Source organism: Calothrix sp. CBUCES-K 9914 (genome assembly GCF_059640475.1).
The window spans coordinates 36,867-58,323 of sequence record NZ_JBXXZH010000029.1; the positions used below are offsets into that span (position 1 = coordinate 36,867).

A 21,457-nucleotide genomic window follows, 5' to 3' on the forward strand; every position below is an offset into this window, starting at 1 on the left:
AAAAGTCTATTTCATTGCTACCCATACTTATGATTTTTATAGCTAACCATCTTGACAAATCCGATTTGAGAGGGAATGAAACAGCCCTGCCCTTGTTAAGGGGGGTTGGGGGGATTTTATAAAGCTACAGTATAATTTTAGACGTTAGCAATTTAAATATTGAATAAGCAACCTCGGCAAAGCCAGAAGTTTTCTCAAGGTAGTAAATAACTGGGGCTGTATCTAAAAAAACTGGCTCTTGCGTACTTAGCGTGCTAAATTTGTGGGAAAATAAGATTAAAACTATTGCTGGGATTATCTTACAGCGACTATTAGCTTCAAAATGGTATTTTTTGCTGAAATTGAAACTAGAAGTGCCTGTAAGGCTTGTAAATAAAGCATAATTATAGATTTTAATTAAAATTTAGCACGCTATCTACGAAAGAACCCAATACATCGTAACAAGCCCTTAACAAGCACTGCTCCAGTTAATTTTGATTGGTGGCGCCCACAACCATAAACTCCAGTTAGCAATGCTTTCGCGTCAACAAACCATTCGCTACATCCGTTCTATCCGTTGCAAATAGCCATTTTTCCACAGATAAAAAGGACTCACTAAACTACTTACAAACAACTGCATTTCACAAGCTGCTACTAATTCTGTGTAAGCTCGGCGCCTGTATTTAATGAGATGAGTTACGATTTTGCGTAAATCATTCATCATGTAAGCTAAACAAGCAAAAGGTCTTAATTGCGGTTTGATATTAACCATTCTTGTTACATATCTACTTAAACCGATACCGCGAAAGAAAGGAATTAAGTATTCTTTTTGCAGGCGCCAGTGTGGGATTTGATGGTAAATTTCCATAGCTGGGTTGTACCAAATTTCCCATCCGGCTTTTTGGAGATATGAGAGCATTTCAGTATCTTCACCTGTAAGCATGTTACCGTTGGCTCTACCTGTGAGGATTGGGTTTTCTGGTATGCTTTGTTGCCATGCTTGTTTACGAACAACTAAACCTGCTGATGGAGGCAGCATTTTTTTACGCTTGTCGTACAGTAAGGGTATATCACCACGTTCGGTGATGGCGAGAAATGGGGTGATGCGTTTAAAGTTTGGTGGTGGTTCTGTTTCCCAAGCTGGATGTATTTGACTGGCATAGGCGCCACATTTAGGATGCTGTGTGCTAAATGTATATGCTTGATATACCCAATCTGGTTCTGGATAGTTATCGTCGTCAAGGAAACCTATGAGTGTACCTTGCGCTTCAAATACTGCACGCTTACGCGCGTGTGCGGCGCCTTGTTGGGTTTCGAGATAGTATTTGAGTGGGAAGGGGTGGCGCCAGTTTTGATGATATTTGTGTACTATTTTGGCGGTATCGTCTGTGCTGTTGTTGTCAACTACTATGATTTCCCAGGTTATGTGTTCTGTGTTGATTTGGTTTTGTAAGAGTTCGAGGAGAGTGGGAAGGCGATGGGCGCCGTTGTAGGTGGGGATAGCGATGGTGAAGCTTTGGTTCATTGCGCGGAAAATGCCTAGCAACTAAATATTTAAGCTAAAGTTATACTTATTTTACTCTGTTCAAATAAATATATCCACAAGAATTTTCGCTTCGTATATTCCGTATGGGACTGGCACATAAAAATCGTAGGGTGTGTGACACCATGAAAAAACTAGAACGTAGTAATAAGACTTGTGGTGTCACGCACCGACTTACTGTGAATATATTGAATAGTTTTTGTTATTAAAAAATATAGATACTCTCTGTTTAATTAACAAATTCAAGCTTATTATCAGACTTGGCGCGTTTAGCACTTGTTAGTAATACTGTTGACCATGTAGAAGGTAGAAAAACTATTACTAAAATTTTTAGCACTAGCTTTAAAGTTAACTTAAGCCTTTTTATTCTTGAGGAATCGTAAATAAAATTTTTCAGTAGAAAGGACGCTGCGAATAAACCTTTTTGTCTATTATATGGTTGGTATAATGCTTTACATGCAAGGTAGTTATAAAGCTTTGCAAGACTGAGGTTTATAACATGCTTACTAATATTAGGTCTTGTTTTATAAGCTTTTGTTAATACTTCTAAACAAAATTTCTCTTGCCTGTGAAAATTTGAAGATAGAGAATTTGTGCAAATTCTGTATAATACTTGAGGTTGAGGTACGCAAACAAAATCATGTTTATCAGCTAGACGTAACCACATATCCCAATCTTGGGCTGCTGGAAGTGACTCATCAAAGCCACCTAATTTTAACATAGCTTCTTTGCAAATTAAAGGGTTAGAACCATTTTCCAAAAAGTTACTAATTAATAATTGTTCGTAAACATCACCGTTTGCTGTAATATGAGTTCCTGCAAGTAAGAATTTGTCGTTATCATCGATATTATCAGTCCAACTATAGGCGACTTTTGCGTTACTGTTATTTTCTAAGGCTTTAAGTTGGCTAGCTAATTTATCTGGTGTCCAAATATCATCTGCATCTAGAAAACTAATAAATTCTCCTTCAGCAATAGATAATCCACGGTTACGGCTAACGTTGGCACCTGCGTTTGGATAAGAGAATATTTTGATACGAGAATCATTAATTTTCGAGACTATATCAAAGGTTTTATCTTGTGAACCATCATCTATAACAATTAGTTCAAAATCAGTAAAAGACTGTTTTAAAACAGAATCAATTGTTTTTACGATGGTTTTTTCACTATTATAAGCAGGGATAACTACAGATATACGTGGCATATGATAATTTAATATTAGGTTGGGTTTTACGTTAGTTTTGATAAGTAGGATTTGAATGAGTAAAATGGACTCATCATGCTACTTAAATAAAACTCCATCTCAACAAGTGCAACAGTATCTGTCCTTAATTTTCCAAAGTTTTCAAACAAGTGCTTCAATACTCGGCGTAAGTTTCCTAAAAAAATCTTGGTATAAATTAACGGTTTTTGCCATTTTGTAGCATTTAATAGCCTTAACTGGCAAATACATAAACCACACCCGCGCGCTAAATTTACTAAATAATCTTTTTCTAGGCGCCAGTGTGGAATTTGATGGTACGTATGCATTGCTGGGTTATACCAGATTTCCCAACCAGCTTTGTGTATGTAAAGCAATGGTTCATAGTCATCACCCTGTAGCATTTTCCCTGGTAACTTTCCACTTAGTGAAGGACGTGAGGGTACGTTATCGCACCAAGCTTGTTTACGAATGACAACTGCGGCAGCAGGAGGGAGACTTAAATTTACTGGGTCATATTGATTTGGTATTTCTCCACGTTCTCTAATTGCTAAGAAGCTTTGGATTTTTTTAAAGTTTTCTGGTGGAGTTACTTCATAGTCACCATGTATTTGCCCTCCCCAGGCGCCTGCTTGTGAATGTTCATTACCAAAGCTAATTGCTTGCTTTATCCAGTCGGGTGCAGGTAAGTTATCATCATCTAAAAAGCCGATGATATGACCTTTTGCTTCACGGACAGCGCGCAACCTCGCAAAAGCGGCGCCTTGTTCTGTTTCTAAAAAGTACTTTAATTGGTAATTATGATTCCAGTTAGATTGGTAATTTTGGATTAATTCAGCAGTTTGATCACTACTGTTATTGTCAATTATAATTATCTCCCATTGAATATTGTCAATTCCAACTTGGTAATGTAAGTGTTCTAATAGTTGAGGTAAACGTTTTTCTCCATTGTATGTAGGAATTGCGACTGTAAAATCTAAATTAATCATCATGTTTAGTAATTATTTTTAAATTTCGTTATGAGTAAAAGATAAAAAGGACTAATTAAACTACTGAATAACAACTCTCTTTCACAGCAAGCAATTAAATCTTGACTAAATACACTTCGGTATTTAAAAATATAAAGTAAGATTTTACGGCAATCATTGAATATATATCCCAAGCTTGCCAAAGGTCTTAATAACGGTTGTGTTCTCAGCATACGTAGATGATGACGACTTAAACCTATACAGCGTATAAGACGAAGTAAATATTCTCTTTGCAGTCTCCATGCTGGTATTTGGTGATAGATATGCATATCTGAGTTATACCAAACTTCCCAACCAGCTAGTTGAATGTGTAGTACCGCTTCTAAATCTTCACTCGCTAAAAGTGCTTCTCTACCTTTATGGTTCAAAACCAGTTGTTTGGGAACGTTTTCACACCAAGCTTGTTTACGAACTACTAAACCGGCGCCGGGAGGTAGAATTTTCTTTTTGGGTTCATAACGGTGTGGTTGTGAACCTCGCTGGTTAATAGCTAAAAAACATGCTATTTTATCAAAGTTTTCTGGTGGTTCAATTTCATACTCACCATGAACTTGACTACCAAATGCTCCTACGTTAGGATTTTGTTGAGCAAATTTGTAAGCTGCTGCTACCCAGTCGAGTGCTGGGTAGTTATCATCGTCTAGGAAACCGATAAATTTACCCTCCGCTTTTTCTATTGCATGTTGCCGCGCGTGTGCAGTTCCTTGTTTTGTTTCTAGGTAATATTTTAGAGGGAAGGGGTGGTGCCATTGTTCTTGGTAATCTTTGATAAGTTTGGCAGTGTTATCAGTACTGTTGTTGTCTATAATAATAATTTCCAAAGTAAGATTTTCAATATCTTGTTGATTTTGTAATCTTTTAATTAATTCCGATAAATAGGTTTCACCGTTAAATGTAGGAATAGCAATAGTAAAGTCAATATATTCACTCATGATGAATAAAGATATTTATATTAAATGTATTTAAATCATTTATGACATCATAAAATAGCTAGCATATTATATAAATAAGCTAGTTTTTGAATTGGGAAGTAATACGAAAATAAAATTTGCACCCAACATATTAATTTTCCAACTTGAGTGCAGCTTCCGGCTCAGTTATTTTACTGAATCTTTTAGATTAATAGACAGGTGATATACCAATACTGCTCGGTTGAGGAAATTACAACATGTGAAACCCTTGTAGAGAAGTTACATGTAACGTCTCTACATACGTTAACCGAGTAGTATTGGGTGATACACGAAAAATCACTAGCTACATTCTGTGTCTTTCTTTGTTCGCATCCCACCAATAAGAGTGTCAACAATTACACATCTTTTTAATTTTCCAGCAGTTGTAGAACCTGCTGACTGAGGTACAGCAACCGCAACTTTAAAACCTAATTGGTCTTTTGAACCTCCTCCTGTAGCAAAATTCGCATCCGGCAAAGTACCCATATAGTCAAAAGTAATAGTTGTAGAATTAGTTGTTGGTGCCGTAAAGTCTAGGTTTGCAGATGCTTTTTTATTAGTTGTAGAAGAATCAAGGTTTGTGTATATTAAAATTTGTCCTGGTTTAAATCCAATATCCTCACCTAAAGTTTTCCATCTCGAGTCAGTATCCGCAGGTACAGTACTACCCTGATAAACTGCGACAACAGGAACATTATTTCTATTTTTAAAACTAACGCTGTAGTTAATTTTTTTCTTCTTTGCCTCTTGCTGCGCGTCTCGTAGCGTAGTTAATAAAGCATCGTTTGCTTTATTCACACGTTGTCTACTTACAAAAGCAAGCCAAGATGGTGCAGCAATTGCAGATAAAATACCTACGATTACTACAACTACAAGCATTTCTATTAGAGTAAACCCAGCTTGATTTTTTTGCTTATACTCATTCTCTGATAATTTGCTCTGACTATTTATTCTTAATGCCAATTTTCTAAAGTAATTATTGACATTTATTAAAATTTGCTTATTCATATCAATGTTTTGACTATCAGATTAGAAAAGGATAAAGGCTATTTCGTAAATAAAAATCCACGCCCTTGAATACTACCACTTGCTACTGGGAAATATGATTTATCTGAATTACTGGAGTCCAACTGAATTGTATTTTTGTTATAGAGACGAACGTAAGCATTTCCTCTTAAAAAAACTTGAGCTATTGTGTTATTAGCATCAACACAAGCATAAAAACCACTCTTAGGATCACCTAAAGCATTAGGAGAAGGGCAAGTTTGAAAAGATGAATTAGTAGCGCTAGGAAAATTATAGATATAGTCAACTAAAGTAACTACGGGTTGAGTGTAGTTTGTAGTTGTTGGTGTAGATGCCACCCATTGATTCATTTTAGCTTTTAAACTAGCCCCTATAATTGTCGAACCTAGCGGTGGAGGATTAAATCCTGCATCAATGGTAGTAGTATCGCCATTAGAATTGGCATTAGTTATATTGACATTACCTGTTATTTGAAACCTACCAATTCGCGCGGAAGGAGACCAGTTACTATTTGATGTTGTAATTAAATAATATGCAACTAATGAGTAAGCAAATCCGTCATTTGTATTACTTATGCTTGTATCAGTAGCTGAAGTCACACCGACACTATTAGGACGAAACTCTCGTTTCCAAAAAACAAGTATTGGTGTACATGTTGCATCATTGCAACCAGGAGCTTTTTTTACAGGTGGAATCTGGTCTTTTATACCTGAATTAGTAATAGTAGTAGTATCCCTGATTCTTGTTATTCCATCAGCATCATAAATATAGATAGCTTGTTGTAAATCGCGTGCAATATAATCATACGCTGTTTGCATTTCCTGCTCAGTAGTAGCTTTAGCTTCTTCTTGACGGTCAGTTCGCAAAATATCAATCATAAAACCCATTAATGGTGTTATGACCAATACTGCTATAATCATCGCTACTAGCAATTCAATCAAGGTGAATCCACTATTACCAGTCTGTGCATTAAAGCTTTTTAAACGAATGCTTAGGATAAATTTTAGTAAACTCCTCATACAGAGGTTCCTTTTTTGTTAAAAATGTTTATCAAATTAATTTTGCATACAATCAGCAGTAGTACTGGCGCTACCATTTGTTCGAGTACAAAGGTCTTTGTACTTAGGCACAATATCATTAATTTCTGTTGTCATTTGTACTAAAGGTGCTTTACGATTGACAAACCCAGAAGATGACTGTGTGAGATTTTGTGAACTACTGTTAGCAAAAAGTGTAGTAGTTTCAGAAAAAGCATCAGTTCTATAAACACGTATTCCTAAAATGTATCCATTTGTGTTAATAGTGCTGCTTGGGTTGTATCGAATAGCTTGTACAATCAAATCTCTGGTGTTATTACTATTGCAGGAACCATCTCCATCTCCATCTATACAGTATAAATTTGTCGGTGTAGTAGATGTTCCTGAGCTTGTACAGTATGAGTTTGCAGAACAATTTAAGCTTCCCGAAGGTGTAGGAGCGCTATCTCTTACGCTTGTACTACTACTTACTGCTGGGGCTTGAATTCGCTGAGTTCTAACTGCATCAACATAGCTTCTAGCTGCTTGAGATGCAAGCTCTACACGTCTGGCTTGAACACGGTTTGCTACAGACAGAGCAAGAACTGGCGCAATAGCTACGAGCAATATACTAACTACAACAATCGCCATTAAGCTTTCAATGATTGTAAAGCCGTTTTGTTTGGATTGTTTGTAATATCTAGCAATCTTGACTAACTTAAGTAGTTCTAGCTTTTGGTCGCTAATTTTTTTTTCTATCATCATGATTATTTACAAAGCGATTTAAATCAAGTTTTATGAAACTTAGGTAATTTTCTCTAGATTTAATTTAGATAAAGTATCCTTCCTCAACCCTCCCTTTGTAAGGGGAGGGTATGCAACAGCGCAGTTAGGATATTTATGGTTTATGGATTTTAATCTGCTGGAATGGTTTGACAACCTGAACGATATTCGTTTGCCACTGCATTGCTATACGTTGCACCAGCTTCGCCCTTTCCATCGCTTGCAACGCCAGCGCAAAGCAAAGTTTGAACCCAAGTATCATCACGACCGACTTCTCTAAAGAACTCATTTGGGCGCCCCACTGCAGGGGATGTAAACCTTTGAGCGAATAAGTCAGGTTGTTCAGACAGCAAGCCAACATCAAACCCCCACTGTCTTGCTGGCGCCCAGTAAAATGGTGCAAGACCAGAAACGTTTTGAGTTGAATAAGTATCAGTTAAAAAGTCAAATACACTTAGGTTAGTTGTAAGAGTTGCGGAGTCTTTTGCTGTTTTTGCTGCCATAATTGGAGCAAGCGGTGCCGTTGCAAACTGACTGCGCTTGAGTTGAATAAAACTTCCACTGATTTTGGCGGTTCTACCATTCCACATTTCTAGAAACCTTACAAAGTTTTGAAAACCAGCAGAGACTTCAGTTGGTCTACTAGGACTGTTTGCCACTACAAATGTTGCATTATATATAGTATCGGATGGAACAGAATTTATCCAGTTGTCTCTAAATTCCGACTGAAGTCCGGGTGTGTCATCATATCTCAAACCGCCACCGTTGGTGAATGTCAGTTTAGCATCAATAATCTGTGTAATTGGTACTAGGATTGGTTGTCCATCTGCATCGGCTACGCCATCTCCATCTGCATCAATAGGAGGGTAATAGAATAGAGATAGAGTATTGTTGTTGTTATAGGCAGCATTGTTGATTGCAGTAGGGTTACTGCCTGAACTCGTTGCTCTAAACCACAAACCACTTGTGTTACTAACTACCGCACCATAATTAGTACCTTGTACTGCTGTGCCACTCGCGTAATAAACACAACCATTTCCTCGTAGTTCGGCTAGAGTTGGAAGTGTACTGTACGCAGTAGTACGCACTGGACAACCAACTCCCATCGGTTGATATGTACTAGGATTAGGGCTAATGCTAGTTATAAGATTATTGCTGTCATCGCGCGCAAATGCGACTCGACGGGGGAAGAGTCTGTCATTTTGCTGCAATGCTTGAGTAGCTGTATCTCCTGCTCCAAGTCTTTGTCTAATACTTTTGCTTCCAGTGCCAAATGCAGTATTCCAATCACTTAAAGTCGATGTGCTGCCACCTGCTGCAATAACAGCTAACCCCAATCGATTAGCTCTAACATCCTTCTCAACAATACCGTTTACTGTATCATCTATGTCATTATCTCCATTGATATCAAATCCAACATACCAATCACTTGATGCACAATCGCTAACTACTTCCTTCCTACACATTTCCATTACATACAATGGAACGTTAATTGATCGTCGTTGAATTGGTGTAACACCATTTAGCGCATAGGAACCTAGAGGATTGGTTTGACCTGTGTTTCTTGGGTAAATAGCATCATTATTATTCGTTGGTAATGATGTTCGCCACCAATTTGCATTAGCAACAAAACCGTTTTCCAAGAAGCCATTTTTCAAGCGCTGCTTTGTAATTAGGTCTAAACTACTTCCATTAACAGGACTTGCAGGAGTACTAGGAGCAGCAGGAGTTGTGTAAAGTTTAAAATCTGGAACCGGAACACCAGTGTTATTGTTCAGGTTAAAATCGCCTTCACTACGGACACCATCTAAGAAATTATTAGATAGTAGTGTTATTGAATCTGCAATAATTGTAGCTGGGCGCCAAAAATCACCACTATTGTCTGCGGTGGGACAACCAGGTCTGTTTGCACGGCAAGCAAAATCAGTATCAGGAGTACCACGATCATAAAAAGTGTTGCTAGTATCTGAAAATTCTTGTATTTCTGACTTGGTTGTATTTTTGTGTAAATTAAAACTTCCTTTTACATAAGCTGGCAAGTTTGTTGCCATGATAAGACCTTTTTCTTTAGCATTGTAAACATTCTTCCTGGTCAGAGGAATTCTTGCTAATGTTGTACCGTTAATTAAACGTATACCATTTGGGCGCCGAGTCGGGTCTAGCTTAAAGTCAGTTGGACTAAGCAATTCGGATTCAGAAGTTGTATCACTGTTATCACGCATCGCGTCATCTCGGCTAGCGTAAACGATGCCACTATTTGGCAATAGAAAATCGTCAGTGCTTATTCCAGTACTAGCTAATTGTCCTAAATCAATATCTGTAACTCTAACTTCTAAAGGTTGACGTTGGTCAATGGCTAAGTCACTTTCGCTACTTACAGTTGCATTACTGCCAGGTGAAATCAATTTACCAATCTGCTTGGCTTCTCTACCATCTAAAAAAGATGCCTCACGAATGGCGCCGTGAGGAGGCATACTGGTAGTAGTAGTAGCATAGCTTGTTGGGTTATTCAAAATATAAATTGAACACAGCGCTGTATCAATTGCTGAGTAATCAGCAGCTTGTAAAGTGCTTGGTATAGTAGTACCTGTGAATTTTGATAAGGCATCTCGTAAAGGTTGATTTACAACACGCCCATTTGGAAACACGAGTCGTGCTTGCCGCTCCAGCAAAGATCTATTAGTAGTATCAAAAGTGCTTCTTCCTGGAAAGCTATAGACAATTCCGTTGTTTGATTTCCCGTTTGCTCCGCTATTCCAAGGGAAACCTGTGGGGTTTTTTGCTGAATCACTTGTAGTAGGGTCATAATAACTACTTACACAAGCAATAGGTGTTTGGTTAACGCCTGAGCTAACTGCGTAGTGATAAACAGCAGTCGCACGCATTAATAAATCACCTTTGCGTGTATTTGCCGGGTCGATTGAAGACATCGGCATTGTATCAGGCCACACGTATATATTGTCTTGGCTGTTAAATTGTGCTGGGGTGCCTGCTACAAGATTGATAGTTGATGTTGGAACCAACAAATTGTTTGTTAATAGAGCAGTACTATTGCGCGGATAGTTAGGAGTTCCTTTTGCTGCAACGCCATCATCATCACGGTAAATACCTGCACCTGTAATAATTCTTACTCCGCCTGCACCATCTGCTTCGTTTACAGTTGGCATCGTATATGCGTTTGTTTCCCAGAAACCATTCCGGTCAGATATACCTAAGTCGGCAAGTGCCTGTATTTGTGTATTACGCCATCTTTGTTGAGGTGAACTGGTTGGTACAGTCCAGTTAACACCGCTAATAAATTGCTTGTCATTTGGACCAAGATATGGATTACTTGCTGATGTAGATGCACTACTGTCTAGCCATTGGGCAGGTAAATTATTTCCAACAAAGACGCGATCACCTAATTTATCTTGAACACCATTTTGTTGTTGCAAGTCCGGATATGTGGCTGCTAACTGCGATGTGTCTACAGTAACACTCGCCGGAGTTATGCCAGCTAGAACCTGTGTACCAGGTGTACCAGTCATCTTATTGCTGCTATCTAGTGGTACTCTCCAATTTTGTGGGGGGTCTAGCTGATATGTAAAACTAGTAAATCCACTATCTGCACCTGCTCCAGTGGGATCTTGTACTTCAGCAAAAGGTACTCTTCTTGTACGATTTCGCAAGTATATTTCTATTTGATCATAAAGAGTGTTTTTGGCTGTTTCAGCATCATCAGTATCTTTTACTATAGCTGCAACTGTCTGCTTAAGTTCAGATGGGTAAGGTATGCTGCTGCTATTAACAGCATTTTTTAGAGCTAAACCATTCGTTGCTGTATTACAACCAGGACATAAGCCTTTTGCTACTTCTTTCATCTTAGCAATACGCTTATTAAATGCTGCATCGTTAAATCCAATCTGTACACCACCTGCCTGATTAGTAGACCTATTGCTTGAGTTAATTACACCATTTTTTAAGGGATCAATGTTTTGACCAAAACCTTTATACAAATCAACGTACACTGCGGATTTATCTGTGGTAGAAGCAATATTTCCAGTACCAACATTGCCTCCAACACTTATGAATCCATTTTCTTGGTTGTAGAAACAAGAATTCTTACTACTAACTTGTCTTAAAGTAATAGTCGGTGTGCCATCTCCCCCTACTAACAAATTTGCATTTGTATGAATTCTACCATTTATTGCTAAGTCAGCACCAGGTGTAATTTCTAAGTCATTCTCAAACCACACTGCGTTATTAGGCAATGGAATTTTAGTTCTATCTTGTTGTAACTCTAAGGCGCTAAAACCTTTATTACCTTTATAATTTTCGTATTCTGTTGAAGATAAAGTGCCAATATTTGTAATTGGGATATTTACTGCGTAAACAAAAAAACTCTTACTCAAATTTCCGTTGAGTTTAAACCAACTAGAAGTCCCAACTAAGGTTGAAAAACCTGCTGCATTTGCACACTGCGAGTTTGTATTACCAACGTCCATCGGCGGTGTTCTTGCATTCAGAGGATTTCTTTTAAGAATTTGTCCGCTCGCATTTGTGCTTGGTGAGCGGAAGTAAATTCCATATAAGGTAAAAGTATCTTTCTTACCGTTGTTATCTGTATCAATACCAAACCGCCAAGCTGTTTTGAGAGTTTCTTCTGGCTGAATATTTGCTGTTCCGTTAAATTCAAAAGCCAGTTTCAAACGCTGTTCATCGCCAAGTCTATATTTATCTTTCAATAAAGCAGCATATAAAGAAGTATCTGACGGTGTTCCGCGCGGCAATGTTTTATCATCAAATAAAGCATCCAATTTTGCTCTAGCTCTGTCTATAGCAGGTGCCGCAGCATTAAGAACAACTTGATTCACACGGACGTTACTAGCATTCTTAGACCGCTCAAATGAGCGAACCATAATCGCCACGGTGAGCAATATGACTACTATAGAAACCATTGCCACCGTAGGCAAAACGAAACCCGAATTGGCGGTTCTACGCCTGTTTTTCGCAACTAATAAAGTTCGTAGCAACCACACAAACCGCTTTTTGAGTGTAGTAATAGAAGCACCAAATTTTCTGTAGTATTTCCAGATAACCTTAACTAGCTTGCGATTTCGAGACATAGCCCTTTCCCTGCCAAGTAATTGAATGCTATTTTTTCAAAAATGTTTTTTGATTCTTTGTAATTTTAATTTTGTTGCTTAATCAAGCAAACAAACTTCGACTTGCTTTTATACGCAAGACTTTAAACGCTATCTTGATAATCGCTTAGAAAAATAATAACGATAATCAAGGTAGTTATCTAGTTTTATTACTTGCCAAAAATCTTTCGGTTGATAAAAATTTTTGCTGAATTAATAATTTTATAGCTGAGAGAGAATAATCATGCCATAGATTTACCTTATTTTTATTCAAATTATGTTTGTTTTATACTATCTTTATGAAGAAACTAGTAAGACAGTAGACTTATATTACCCACCTGTTATATAGAACATATCAGTAAGTCGGAAAAATCATCTCCGGCGCCCCTAAATGGTTACGTAACAAGACAAGTTTGCAGGTGCCAGTGCGGTAAGTTACCTTGCCTCTAAAATAAAGAAGTAGTGGTACGGGTGAACTTGATCAAGAAATTCGTGCTTGACTTTTAACCCTGCGCTCGCAATTGAATTTAAAATTCTTTGCTTAGGATATCCTTTCAGCCCCATTTCCCAGTAGTGTTGATCGCAGATGGGTTCTGTTGTCCAAAACTTTGGTAAGCCTACTCGGAAGTATCTAGCTCTATACTTGTACGAAAACCTCAATTGTACCCCTAAAAATAGAGTGTTGTAAGGGATAGAAATTATAACATATTTTTTAGAGAATTGTGCTAGCTTTTTTAAAGCTTGCTCTGCCTGTTCGTATGGTAAGTGTTCAAGTACTTGAAACAGCACGATTGCATCAAATTTATTTGATGGCAAGGAAAAATCAGACGCTAGGTCTAATAGAATATCTGGTTTGAGATTCGGGTCAACATCAGCAGTAGTAACGTCGTAACCAATTTTGGTTAAAATATCTGTAAAGAATGAATTAAATATTCCTATCTCTAATATACTTTGTACTTTACTACCTAGGGAAAATATCAAGCGTGACTGATGATGATAACTAATAAAGCGGTCTTTTGATAAATATTCAGCTTGTTTGAGGTTTAATGATGAGATTAGTTGCATGTTTGGTTATTAATAAGACTATTTACTTGTCGTTCAACACTGAAAACATTTAGTGTGCGTTTTTAACAAAGGTTAAACGCGCAAATTAACTGTATAGCAGGTTACTTTGTCTATAGTTCCCCAAAAATCTATAAAACTAACACTCAAAACAAATATATGCCGAAATTTAACAAGACTTACAATATTGTCACAGTCAGAAGCTGGTGCGTGACGCTACAAGTCTTATATTGACGTTGAAATTTTTTCGTAGCGTCACGCACCCTACGTGCGAATGGCACTATTTCACGCATTTTGAGATGCCAATAAATTGGGGTAGGGTGCGTGAAAGCTATTACTATCAATCAATAAGCACGCAAAATACAGTGCTTTCACGCACCATAATACAATAGTCAATTTACTAACTCGCTCATCACACGCTTCGCACGCTCAACAGCAACTTTCCAATTTAACCGTGTTTGATACTGCTCGAACGATGACAACGCTAATTCTATATAGTTATCATAGTTTTCCATCAATGAATGCACGTACTCGCAGTACTCAGAGACACTGGATGAGAGCGAAAAAGTCTTGCCATTGAGGTTATCTTGGATTATGGTGCCAATACCACCAACCGAAGTAGCACAGCTTGGAACACCAAAGGAATTAGCTTCTGCAAAAACGTGGGGAGTACAATCAGCTTGAGTAGGTAAGATTAAAAAGTGGGCTGACGCAAATAATTGATTCAACTGTTCTATACCCTCTGGTTTGGATTTATCGATAAATTCGATAACTTTGACTGTACCCGGTAAAGGTTCCTCAACTTGAGGCTTGCATCCAACAACTATCAACTCTGTCTCTAACCCATTCTCATTTAACTCTTTAACTACACCAAGTGCAGTATCGCCTCCCTTTCTTACCCAGTCAACCCCAATAAAAAGTAATTTACATGGACGCTTGCTTTTAGCTTTGATTAAAGTACGAATATCATCTGATGTGCGGTTACATTCAAAATTGGCGCCCCAAGGTATTACTTTAATTTTAGATGCATCAATGCCATAAGTTTTTATTGCATTTTGTGCCGCCCAATCGGATGTATACATAATTAAATCACATCTATTGAGCGCTTCGGCTTCAATTTTATAGATATTCTCAATATTCTCATCACACAAATTATCCATATGCCGATAAAACTTTATCAGCGAACTCATTGTTGCATCAGTCCACAGCACTAATGGCTGTTTACAATCAAGATAAGCGATTGGTACTATATTTTCAGGACACAACGCAATATTAGCGTTTGATAACTTTAATCTTTGTTCGATTTGATAAGCATAGTTTTTACAGACTAATGGTTCTGCCCAGCGGTAATAATCTTTTTTATAAATATGTCTATATAAGCTCCACTTAGCTCGTGTGATAAATTTATGTTTTTTAGCAAGGAAGCCTATATAATCAATTGATACATCTTGCTCTATTAATTGTTGTGCTATGTAATTACCTGCTGCACAAAGTCCTTGATGGTTTCTTGACCACGATGTTTTGTCTAATACGTTATATTCTGTAATATAGGCAAGTTTCATTTTCATAATTTTTGTTCAATAATACATGTATCAAATATACTAAGCAGGCGCCGGATATTGTTATTGTTCCCAAACGGGCGCCCCAAGTGTTATTCTTCCCAAACAGGCGCCGTGTAATGTTATTTTTTCCAAGTGGGTGCCGGATAATGGTTGTTATGTGTAAAATACCTAACCCCCTAACCCCCTTCCCTTCAAGGATACCGCTGGCTCATGGTAGGTCTGACCCCTCAGTCTCACGATTTTACGTCATTTCCGCGAATGTAGAGACGCGACATGTCGCGTCTCTACACGCCTGTTTTTCTTAAATGATGGGTGCCACCCCCTATTAGCCAGCAGTATCCTTCAAGGGAAGGGGGAACAAATTTACTCCCCTCTCCTTCTAGGAGAGGGGTTGGGGGAGAGGTTCTTAACAAGCATGAAAAATCAAGTTGATTGACCCTCAAACCAAGTTCGTAAATCAGCACGCATAACTAAAATCTAATAAATCCTCACTTAATTTGTGAAGAACTGGTAAGCGTCAACCCTCTACTTGCACGCGCGTCTCCTTAGATAATTCCTGGCCAAATCTTTTCTTTGAAAGGCAGACGATGAGATAAGCAACTTGCTCATGAGCGGGTTTCCTGTTATACCCAAGATAGCATCTATATCCTTTCGACTTAATTGTTCAAACTTGCTTACCATTATTAAAAGCCCCCGAAGAGCGTACTGGGGGCTGTGGGAAAATCAGATTACCCTCGCGTTAGTGTCCAACCAAGGTTGTAAATCGGCGAAAGAAGTAAAATTCCATAAATCCTCTCTCAAATTGTGCAGAGTCGCTAGAGGTAAACTCTCTATTTGCGCGCGCATCTCTTCGGATAATTCCTGCCCAAATCTTTTTTTCAACAGATGCAAGATACCATCAGCAGCTTCCTCCTCCCTAGCTTCTCGATAAACCCGTGTTTCCTTCAGTGTTATACCCAACATAGCATCTATATCCTTTCGACTTAATTGTTCAAACTTACTTACCATTATCGACGTTACCATCTCCAGTATGGCGCCACTTAATGGTTCCGGTTCTTGCTGTGAGCGTGAGAGTAAATATTTCGCTTCTGCTGGCGCCGTTTTTTCGCTCTTTGCAGTCAGAACCATCAATGCCACCCATATCGGCAGTTTACGTATATCTCCTAGTTCATTCAAATATACTCGATGTATTTTCCCGCTCTCAAAATACATTTGATGTGCATCAATGTCACTTTGCTCTACCCCTTTTGACGGGTAAATTACAACAGCTTGCCAGTCACTGAACTTTTCGCGGTTGCGGTAGAAGTATAGGGTTGCTTCAGAAACCAACTTTTCATACAACATTTCCTCTTTCTGAAATTGTGCCTCACAAAAATACACAATTCCACGACCTTCGCTCTCCGGTGGCAAGAATATACCATCAATTTCAAACTTTGACTCTTTAACTGCGACACAATCAAAGCTGTAACCGTCCGCATTTGCTGGTGGTGCCTTAAGTAATTGAAACAGTACAGATGGATATTGTTGGAAAAGTTTGCAAAATATAGAATCTCGCTTCATGAATTACCCTGGTAACAATATTTTTGATGCCTCTATGAGGTAGGGTTTAAGCTTTCAAGGCTTTAATATTAATATAATACTATAAGTAAATATTTGAATATTGAGTGATTATGACAGAGATTATACTGGCATAAATAGAGTTTTATGTTGTTAAAAATATGCTTTTAATGTGGAAACATGTTCCAATTTTCATCATTCCACAACACTTAATGGCTGTTTACATTATACATAGGCTATTGATACTATCTTTTTTGGAGATAATGCTATCTAGGCGTTTGATTGTTTTAATTTTTGTTCGATTTGACGTGCATAGTTTTTAGATATAAATGGCTCGCAAAATACCATCAACACCTTCCTCTTCCCTAGCTTCTTGATCAACTCGCATATGCTTTATTAATGTTGTGTATGACATAGTATTTACATCCTTTTTGCTAAATTGTTCGTATATAAACTAAATTATTATCCCCTAACCCCAAAATAAAGGGGTTGGGGGATAAAATTTATTGAGCATCCAACCAAGGTTGTAAATCAGATAAGGAAGTAAAATCTAATAAAGCTTCACCCAAATTTTCGAGAGTAGCTAAGGGTAAACTCTCTATTTGCGCGCGCATTTCTTCAGATACTGAGTGCCCAAATCGTTTCTTTAACTGGCGGACAATGAGATTAGCATGTCCTTCTTCGCGTCCTTCTTCTCTAGCTTCTTGAAAAACTCGTGTTTATTCTAGTGTGATGCCTAACATAGTATCTATATCCTTTCGATTTTCGACTTTCGATTCAGTTGTTCACTCGTATAGTAAACAATTATCCCTAACCCAAAATAAAAGGGTTAGGGGTCAAATTTACTGAGCCTCTAACCAAGGCTTTAAGTCAGCTAAAGAATTAAAATCTAATAAAGCTTCAGTTAACTTTTCGAGAGTAGCTAAGGGTAAATTCTGTATTCGCGCGCGCATTTCTTCTGATACTTCCTGACCAAATCGTTTCTTCAACAGGCGGAAGATGACTTTAGCAACTCCTTTTTCTTCTCCTATCTCTATAGCTTCTTGAAAAACTCGTGTTTCTTCCAGTGTGATGCCTAACATAGTATCTATATCCTTTCGACTCAGTTGTTTAAATTTGTAAGCCATTATTGACGTTACTATATCAATTATGGCGCCACTCAATGCTGGAGTTTCTTCCTGCGATCGTTCGAGCAAATGCCTTGCCTCAACAGGTGCCGCTTTTTTACCGAGTGTAGTTAACACCATCAGCGCTACCCATATTGGTAAGCTACGAATATTTCCTAGCTTGTCCAAATATATTACATGTACCTGCCCACCATTGAGTAGTGAGCGATGGGGGTAAACCTTGCTTTGCTCGATACTTTCCGAGGGGTAAATAACAACCGCTTGCCAGTCGCTAAATTTCTCGCTGTTACGGTAGAAATATTGTGCAGACTCGGCAAATAATCTTTCATACAATACTTCGTCTTTCTGGAACTGAACTTCACAAAAATAAACAGTTCCGGGTTCTTTTGTTTCTGGTGGCAAAAATACCCCATCGATTTCAAATTTTGGCTCTTTTACAGCAACTGATTCAAATCTATATGCGTTTGCGTTCGGTGGCGCCGTTTTGAGTAATTGAAATAGCGCACTTGGAGATTGTTGAAAAAGTTTATAAAATATTGGGTCTCGTTTCATTCTTCACCCTGGTGAAACATTACACAGAGGCTGAAGCGGTAGCTGGTTAACAACTTCAACGCTCTAATAGCATTAAAATACTATGAAATACGTCTGAATGCTAAGTGATATGACAGATTCTTTACTGGCACTAATAAAAGTTGGCGCCTGTCTGAAGTGTGCTTTGCAACGGATGAATTATTGGTTACAAACAAAAGTAAGGTGCTGAAGTTACAAACAAAAGTAAGGTGCGTGACGCTATTAGATTTGCTCTTCGTTTCAAAATTTTAGTAGCGTCACGCACCCTACGTGGAATGGCACTTACTTAAGCATTTTGAAGCGCCAACGCGCATTGGGTAGGGTGCGTGAAAGCTATTACTATCAAGCAATGTAACGCCAAATACAGTGCTTTCACGCACCATTAATACGTTAAGTAAGCTATCTGTTACATCCGTTGCCATTAACTTTTATATAACCAAAAAAGGTACTCGTATCTGAAAGACGAGGAAATTTATTTAGTAATTCAGTTGCACCTTGCGGAGATAAAAACGACATTGCAGCCAGTTTTAATAAAGCTTTATATAAAATAGGTTTAAATAAAAAAGTTTTATCATGCTTTACCACTGTAACTAAAAATCTTGCTACAATTTGGGCGTTATGTTGTCCAGGTGGCGCCGAAAGTGCTTTATAACTGAGATACTTATATAGATTTGCGATGCTGACTGATTTTAAATGCTTGTACTGGGATGCTTTGGGATGTTCATAAGCTCGTTGAATAACTTGCAAGTTAGATTTTTCTAATCCCAATACATTAGAGGACATAGAATTTGCAGAAATACGGTATAAAATTTGGACTTTTTTCACGGCAACAAATTCACCTACTGTAGCTAAACGAAACCACAAGTCAGTATCTTGCGCGTTAGAAAGCGAACCGTCAAAACCACCAACTTTAGAAAATGCCTCCGCGCGTATCATTACATTTGAACCGCTTCCAATAAAGTCATCCAATAGCAGTTGTGAGAAAACATCACCTTCCCACGCTGCATGACTACATGGACGCAGAAAATTATCATTCTCATCTATCCCATCAGTAAAACTATAAGCTACGATAGCATTACTTTTTACTAAGGCATTGTACTGCGCTTCCAGCTTATCTGGCGCCCAAATATCATCTGCATCTAAAAAACTGACAAACTTGCTATTACAATGTTCAAAGCCACGGTTACGATTAACCGCTACATTTGCTCTTGGATATGAGTATACACGAAGTCGAGAATCTTGAATTCGTGAAACTATTGAAAATGTTGAATCAGTAGAACCTGCGTCAATTACAATTAATTCAAAGTCTGTAAAAGTCTGTCTCAAAACACTATCAATCGTTTTTTTAATAGTTTTTTCGCCGTTATATACTGGAATTACAACTGAGATAACAGGCATATAATATTAATTAAATTTAGCAAGATAATTGATATACTAATTTTAATCAGTCGCGAAATGGCTCAGTTTATTTGCGGATTTGTTTGTAAAATTATTGTAATATCCTAAAGAATCCCCCCTTAATAAGGCTACCGTGTACACACATCTTTATAACTCTCCTCAACATCCCTCCTTTGTGCCCTTTGTGCCTTTGTGGTTTATTCTTTTTATGAACCACAAAGACACAAAGAACACAAAGAAAGAGAAAAAAGTAACTTTTAGAGACTTGTGTGTACACGGCAGCCTTAATAAGGGGGGAAAAAGAATAAAAAATAATAATAATAATAAAATAAAAATATTAGCCTCGTATACAAACAAATCTTAGCCCCCCTTATTAAGGGGGGTTGGGGGGATTAAACTCAAGATTACATTTCTAAACAGATAAAATGGACTCATAAAAGTACCAAGTAGCCTTTCCATCTCGCAAGCTACTAAAACATCACTTCTCATCACCTTATAATTACGGATAAAATACACCAACAACTTCCGAAAATCATTCACAATATAAACAAAACAAGCAAAAGGTCTTTGCCAAGCTTTGAGTAACAGCATCCTTAAATAAAACCGTGCTAACCCAACTCCACGCATTAAATTAACTAAATAACTCCTCTCCAGGCGCCAAGCAGGAATAACATGGTCTACTTCCATCGCAGGGTTGTACCAAATTTCCCAACCAGCTTTATGAATATAAAATAAAGCCTCCGCATCTTCACTACCTATCATCGAATTACCAACTCTACCAACTAAAAACAACTTCGCAGGCACATTATCCTTCCATGCATCCCTACGAACCACCAAACCCGCTGATGGAGGAAACCCTTTACTATGCGGTTCAAATATATGAGGTTTATCACCACGTTCTGTAATAGCTAAGTAAAAAAGCAATGACTTCAAACTCTCCGGTGGTTCAACTTCAAAATCTCCGTGTATTTGACTAGCAATAGCCCCAGCTTGCGGATACTCTTGAATAAACTTATATGCCTCTAATATCCAAGTCGCATCAGGCAAATTATCATCATCCAAAAACCCAACTACCTCACCTTCCGCCTCCATTATCGCGCGCTGACGTGCAAATGCGGCGCCTTGTTTACATTCAACGTAATAACGCAAAGAAGCATGATGGCGCCAACTAGCCTGATACTCCTCAACTAACTTCGCCGTCCCATCAGTACTATTATTATCAACAATGATTATTTCCCAAGATAGATGCTCAACACCTACTTGCATCTGTAATTTCTCAAGCACTTTCGGTAAACGACAGGCGCCATTATAAGTAGGGATAGCAACAGTAAAGTCAATACTCATAATATCAATCAAGAAGGGAAGCTATCTCTAGTATGCCCACCCTTCATTTTAAAATTAAGATTCCCTAGAGATGAATGTCACTGACTTAAGCATTGGTCGGCGCCAACGCGCATTGGGTAGGGTGCGTGAAAGCTATTACTATCAAGCAATGTAACGCCAAATACAGTGCTTTCACGCACCATTAATAC

The 21,457-nt window shown here is 38.0% G+C and carries 14 protein-coding genes and 1 pseudogene; all 15 read right to left on the reverse strand.

Annotation, left to right across the window (positions count from 1 at the left end; all coding sequences use genetic code 11):
- Positions 1 to 538: 538 nt before the first annotated feature.
- The 15 genes and pseudogenes from hpsE (AC2JBO_RS09345) to hpsE (AC2JBO_RS09415) all read right to left on the reverse strand — a co-directional run bounded on the left by hpsE (AC2JBO_RS09345) (position 539) and on the right by hpsE (AC2JBO_RS09415) (position 21,269).
- The gene (hpsE, locus tag AC2JBO_RS09345) at positions 539 to 1,504 is read right to left on the reverse strand and encodes a hormogonium polysaccharide biosynthesis glycosyltransferase HpsE (RefSeq protein WP_496953364.1); all 966 of its coding nucleotides are present in this window, start codon (positions 1,502 to 1,504) and stop codon (positions 539 to 541) included.
- A 247-nt stretch (positions 1,505 to 1,751) separates the two neighbouring features.
- A complete protein-coding gene (locus AC2JBO_RS09350; RefSeq protein WP_496953365.1) occupies positions 1,752 to 2,726 on the reverse strand; it encodes a glycosyltransferase in 975 nt (324 codons plus the stop codon).
- 26 nt (positions 2,727 to 2,752) lie between these two features.
- The gene (hpsE, locus tag AC2JBO_RS09355) at positions 2,753 to 3,715 is read right to left on the reverse strand and encodes a hormogonium polysaccharide biosynthesis glycosyltransferase HpsE (protein WP_496953366.1); all 963 of its coding nucleotides are present in this window, start codon (positions 3,713 to 3,715) and stop codon (positions 2,753 to 2,755) included.
- Positions 3,716 to 3,717: 2 nt separating this feature from the next.
- Positions 3,718 to 4,683 carry a hormogonium polysaccharide biosynthesis glycosyltransferase HpsE gene (gene hpsE, locus AC2JBO_RS09360; RefSeq protein ID WP_496953367.1) on the reverse strand — a complete coding sequence of 322 codons (966 nt, stop codon included), beginning with the start codon at positions 4,681 to 4,683 and terminating at the stop codon, positions 3,718 to 3,720.
- Positions 4,684 to 5,001: 318 nt separating this feature from the next.
- A complete protein-coding gene (locus AC2JBO_RS09365; protein WP_496953368.1) occupies positions 5,002 to 5,709 on the reverse strand; it encodes a prepilin-type N-terminal cleavage/methylation domain-containing protein in 708 nt (235 codons plus the stop codon).
- A gap of 38 nt (positions 5,710 to 5,747) precedes the next feature.
- Positions 5,748 to 6,746 (reverse strand): hormogonium polysaccharide secretion pseudopilin HpsC, encoded by a 999-nt coding sequence (gene hpsC, locus AC2JBO_RS09370; protein WP_496953369.1) that lies wholly within the window; start codon positions 6,744 to 6,746, stop codon positions 5,748 to 5,750.
- Positions 6,747 to 6,782: 36 nt separating this feature from the next.
- A complete protein-coding gene (gene hpsB / locus AC2JBO_RS09375; protein WP_496953370.1) occupies positions 6,783 to 7,508 on the reverse strand; it encodes a hormogonium polysaccharide secretion pseudopilin HpsB in 726 nt (241 codons plus the stop codon).
- A 149-nt stretch (positions 7,509 to 7,657) separates the two neighbouring features.
- Positions 7,658 to 12,631: a hormogonium polysaccharide biosynthesis protein HpsA gene (hpsA, locus tag AC2JBO_RS09380; protein ID WP_496953371.1), complete on the reverse strand. Its 4,974-nt coding sequence runs from the start codon at positions 12,629 to 12,631 to the stop codon at positions 7,658 to 7,660.
- A gap of 453 nt (positions 12,632 to 13,084) precedes the next feature.
- The gene (locus AC2JBO_RS09385; RefSeq protein ID WP_496953372.1) at positions 13,085 to 13,714 is read right to left on the reverse strand and encodes a class I SAM-dependent methyltransferase; all 630 of its coding nucleotides are present in this window, start codon (positions 13,712 to 13,714) and stop codon (positions 13,085 to 13,087) included.
- A gap of 389 nt (positions 13,715 to 14,103) precedes the next feature.
- Complete coding sequence (locus AC2JBO_RS09390; protein WP_496953379.1) at positions 14,104 to 15,273, reverse strand: glycosyltransferase family 4 protein; 1,170 nt, start codon at positions 15,271 to 15,273, stop codon at positions 14,104 to 14,106.
- 723 nt (positions 15,274 to 15,996) lie between these two features.
- Positions 15,997 to 16,833, reverse strand: a complete 837-nt coding sequence (locus AC2JBO_RS09395; RefSeq protein WP_496953373.1) for a DUF2887 domain-containing protein — start codon at positions 16,831 to 16,833, stop codon at positions 15,997 to 15,999.
- 500 nt (positions 16,834 to 17,333) lie between these two features.
- A pseudogene (locus AC2JBO_RS09400) lies at positions 17,334 to 17,513 on the reverse strand (DUF4351 domain-containing protein); the annotation flags it as partial.
- Positions 17,514 to 17,672: 159 nt separating this feature from the next.
- A complete protein-coding gene (locus AC2JBO_RS09405) occupies positions 17,673 to 18,509 on the reverse strand; it encodes an Rpn family recombination-promoting nuclease/putative transposase (protein WP_496953374.1) in 837 nt (278 codons plus the stop codon).
- Positions 18,510 to 18,926: 417 nt separating this feature from the next.
- Positions 18,927 to 19,925, reverse strand: a complete 999-nt coding sequence (locus tag AC2JBO_RS09410) for a glycosyltransferase (protein ID WP_496953375.1) — start codon at positions 19,923 to 19,925, stop codon at positions 18,927 to 18,929.
- A 360-nt stretch (positions 19,926 to 20,285) separates the two neighbouring features.
- Entirely contained in the window at positions 20,286 to 21,269 is a 984-nt protein-coding gene (gene hpsE, locus AC2JBO_RS09415; RefSeq protein ID WP_496953376.1) for a hormogonium polysaccharide biosynthesis glycosyltransferase HpsE, read from the reverse strand.
- Positions 21,270 to 21,457 lie beyond the last annotated feature (188 nt).

What these genes read in the sequence shown, in the direction of transcription:
- hpsB (WP_496953370.1), bottom strand. Translation starts at nt 7,508, where the DNA reads ATGATGATAGAAAAAAAAATTAGCGACCAAAAGCTAGAACTACTTAAG.
- AC2JBO_RS09395 (WP_496953373.1), bottom strand. Translation starts at nt 16,833, where the DNA reads ATGAAGCGAGATTCTATATTTTGCAAACTTTTCCAACAATATCCATCT.
- hpsA (WP_496953371.1), bottom strand. Translation starts at nt 12,631, where the DNA reads ATGTCTCGAAATCGCAAGCTAGTTAAGGTTATCTGGAAATACTACAGA.
- AC2JBO_RS09385 (WP_496953372.1), bottom strand. Translation starts at nt 13,714, where the DNA reads ATGCAACTAATCTCATCATTAAACCTCAAACAAGCTGAATATTTATCA.
- AC2JBO_RS09350 (WP_496953365.1), bottom strand. Translation starts at nt 2,726, where the DNA reads ATGCCACGTATATCTGTAGTTATCCCTGCTTATAATAGTGAAAAAACC.
- hpsE (WP_496953367.1), bottom strand. Translation starts at nt 4,683, where the DNA reads ATGAGTGAATATATTGACTTTACTATTGCTATTCCTACATTTAACGGT.
- hpsE (WP_496953376.1), bottom strand. Translation starts at nt 21,269, where the DNA reads ATGAGTATTGACTTTACTGTTGCTATCCCTACTTATAATGGCGCCTGT.
- hpsE (WP_496953366.1), bottom strand. Translation starts at nt 3,715, where the DNA reads ATGATGATTAATTTAGATTTTACAGTCGCAATTCCTACATACAATGGA.
- hpsC (WP_496953369.1), bottom strand. Translation starts at nt 6,746, where the DNA reads ATGAGGAGTTTACTAAAATTTATCCTAAGCATTCGTTTAAAAAGCTTT.
- AC2JBO_RS09405 (WP_496953374.1), bottom strand. Translation starts at nt 18,509, where the DNA reads ATGAAACGAGACCCAATATTTTATAAACTTTTTCAACAATCTCCAAGT.
- AC2JBO_RS09410 (WP_496953375.1), bottom strand. Translation starts at nt 19,925, where the DNA reads ATGCCTGTTATCTCAGTTGTAATTCCAGTATATAACGGCGAAAAAACT.
- AC2JBO_RS09365 (WP_496953368.1), bottom strand. Translation starts at nt 5,709, where the DNA reads ATGAATAAGCAAATTTTAATAAATGTCAATAATTACTTTAGAAAATTG.
- hpsE (WP_496953364.1), bottom strand. Translation starts at nt 1,504, where the DNA reads ATGAACCAAAGCTTCACCATCGCTATCCCCACCTACAACGGCGCCCAT.
- AC2JBO_RS09390 (WP_496953379.1), bottom strand. Translation starts at nt 15,273, where the DNA reads ATGAAACTTGCCTATATTACAGAATATAACGTATTAGACAAAACATCG.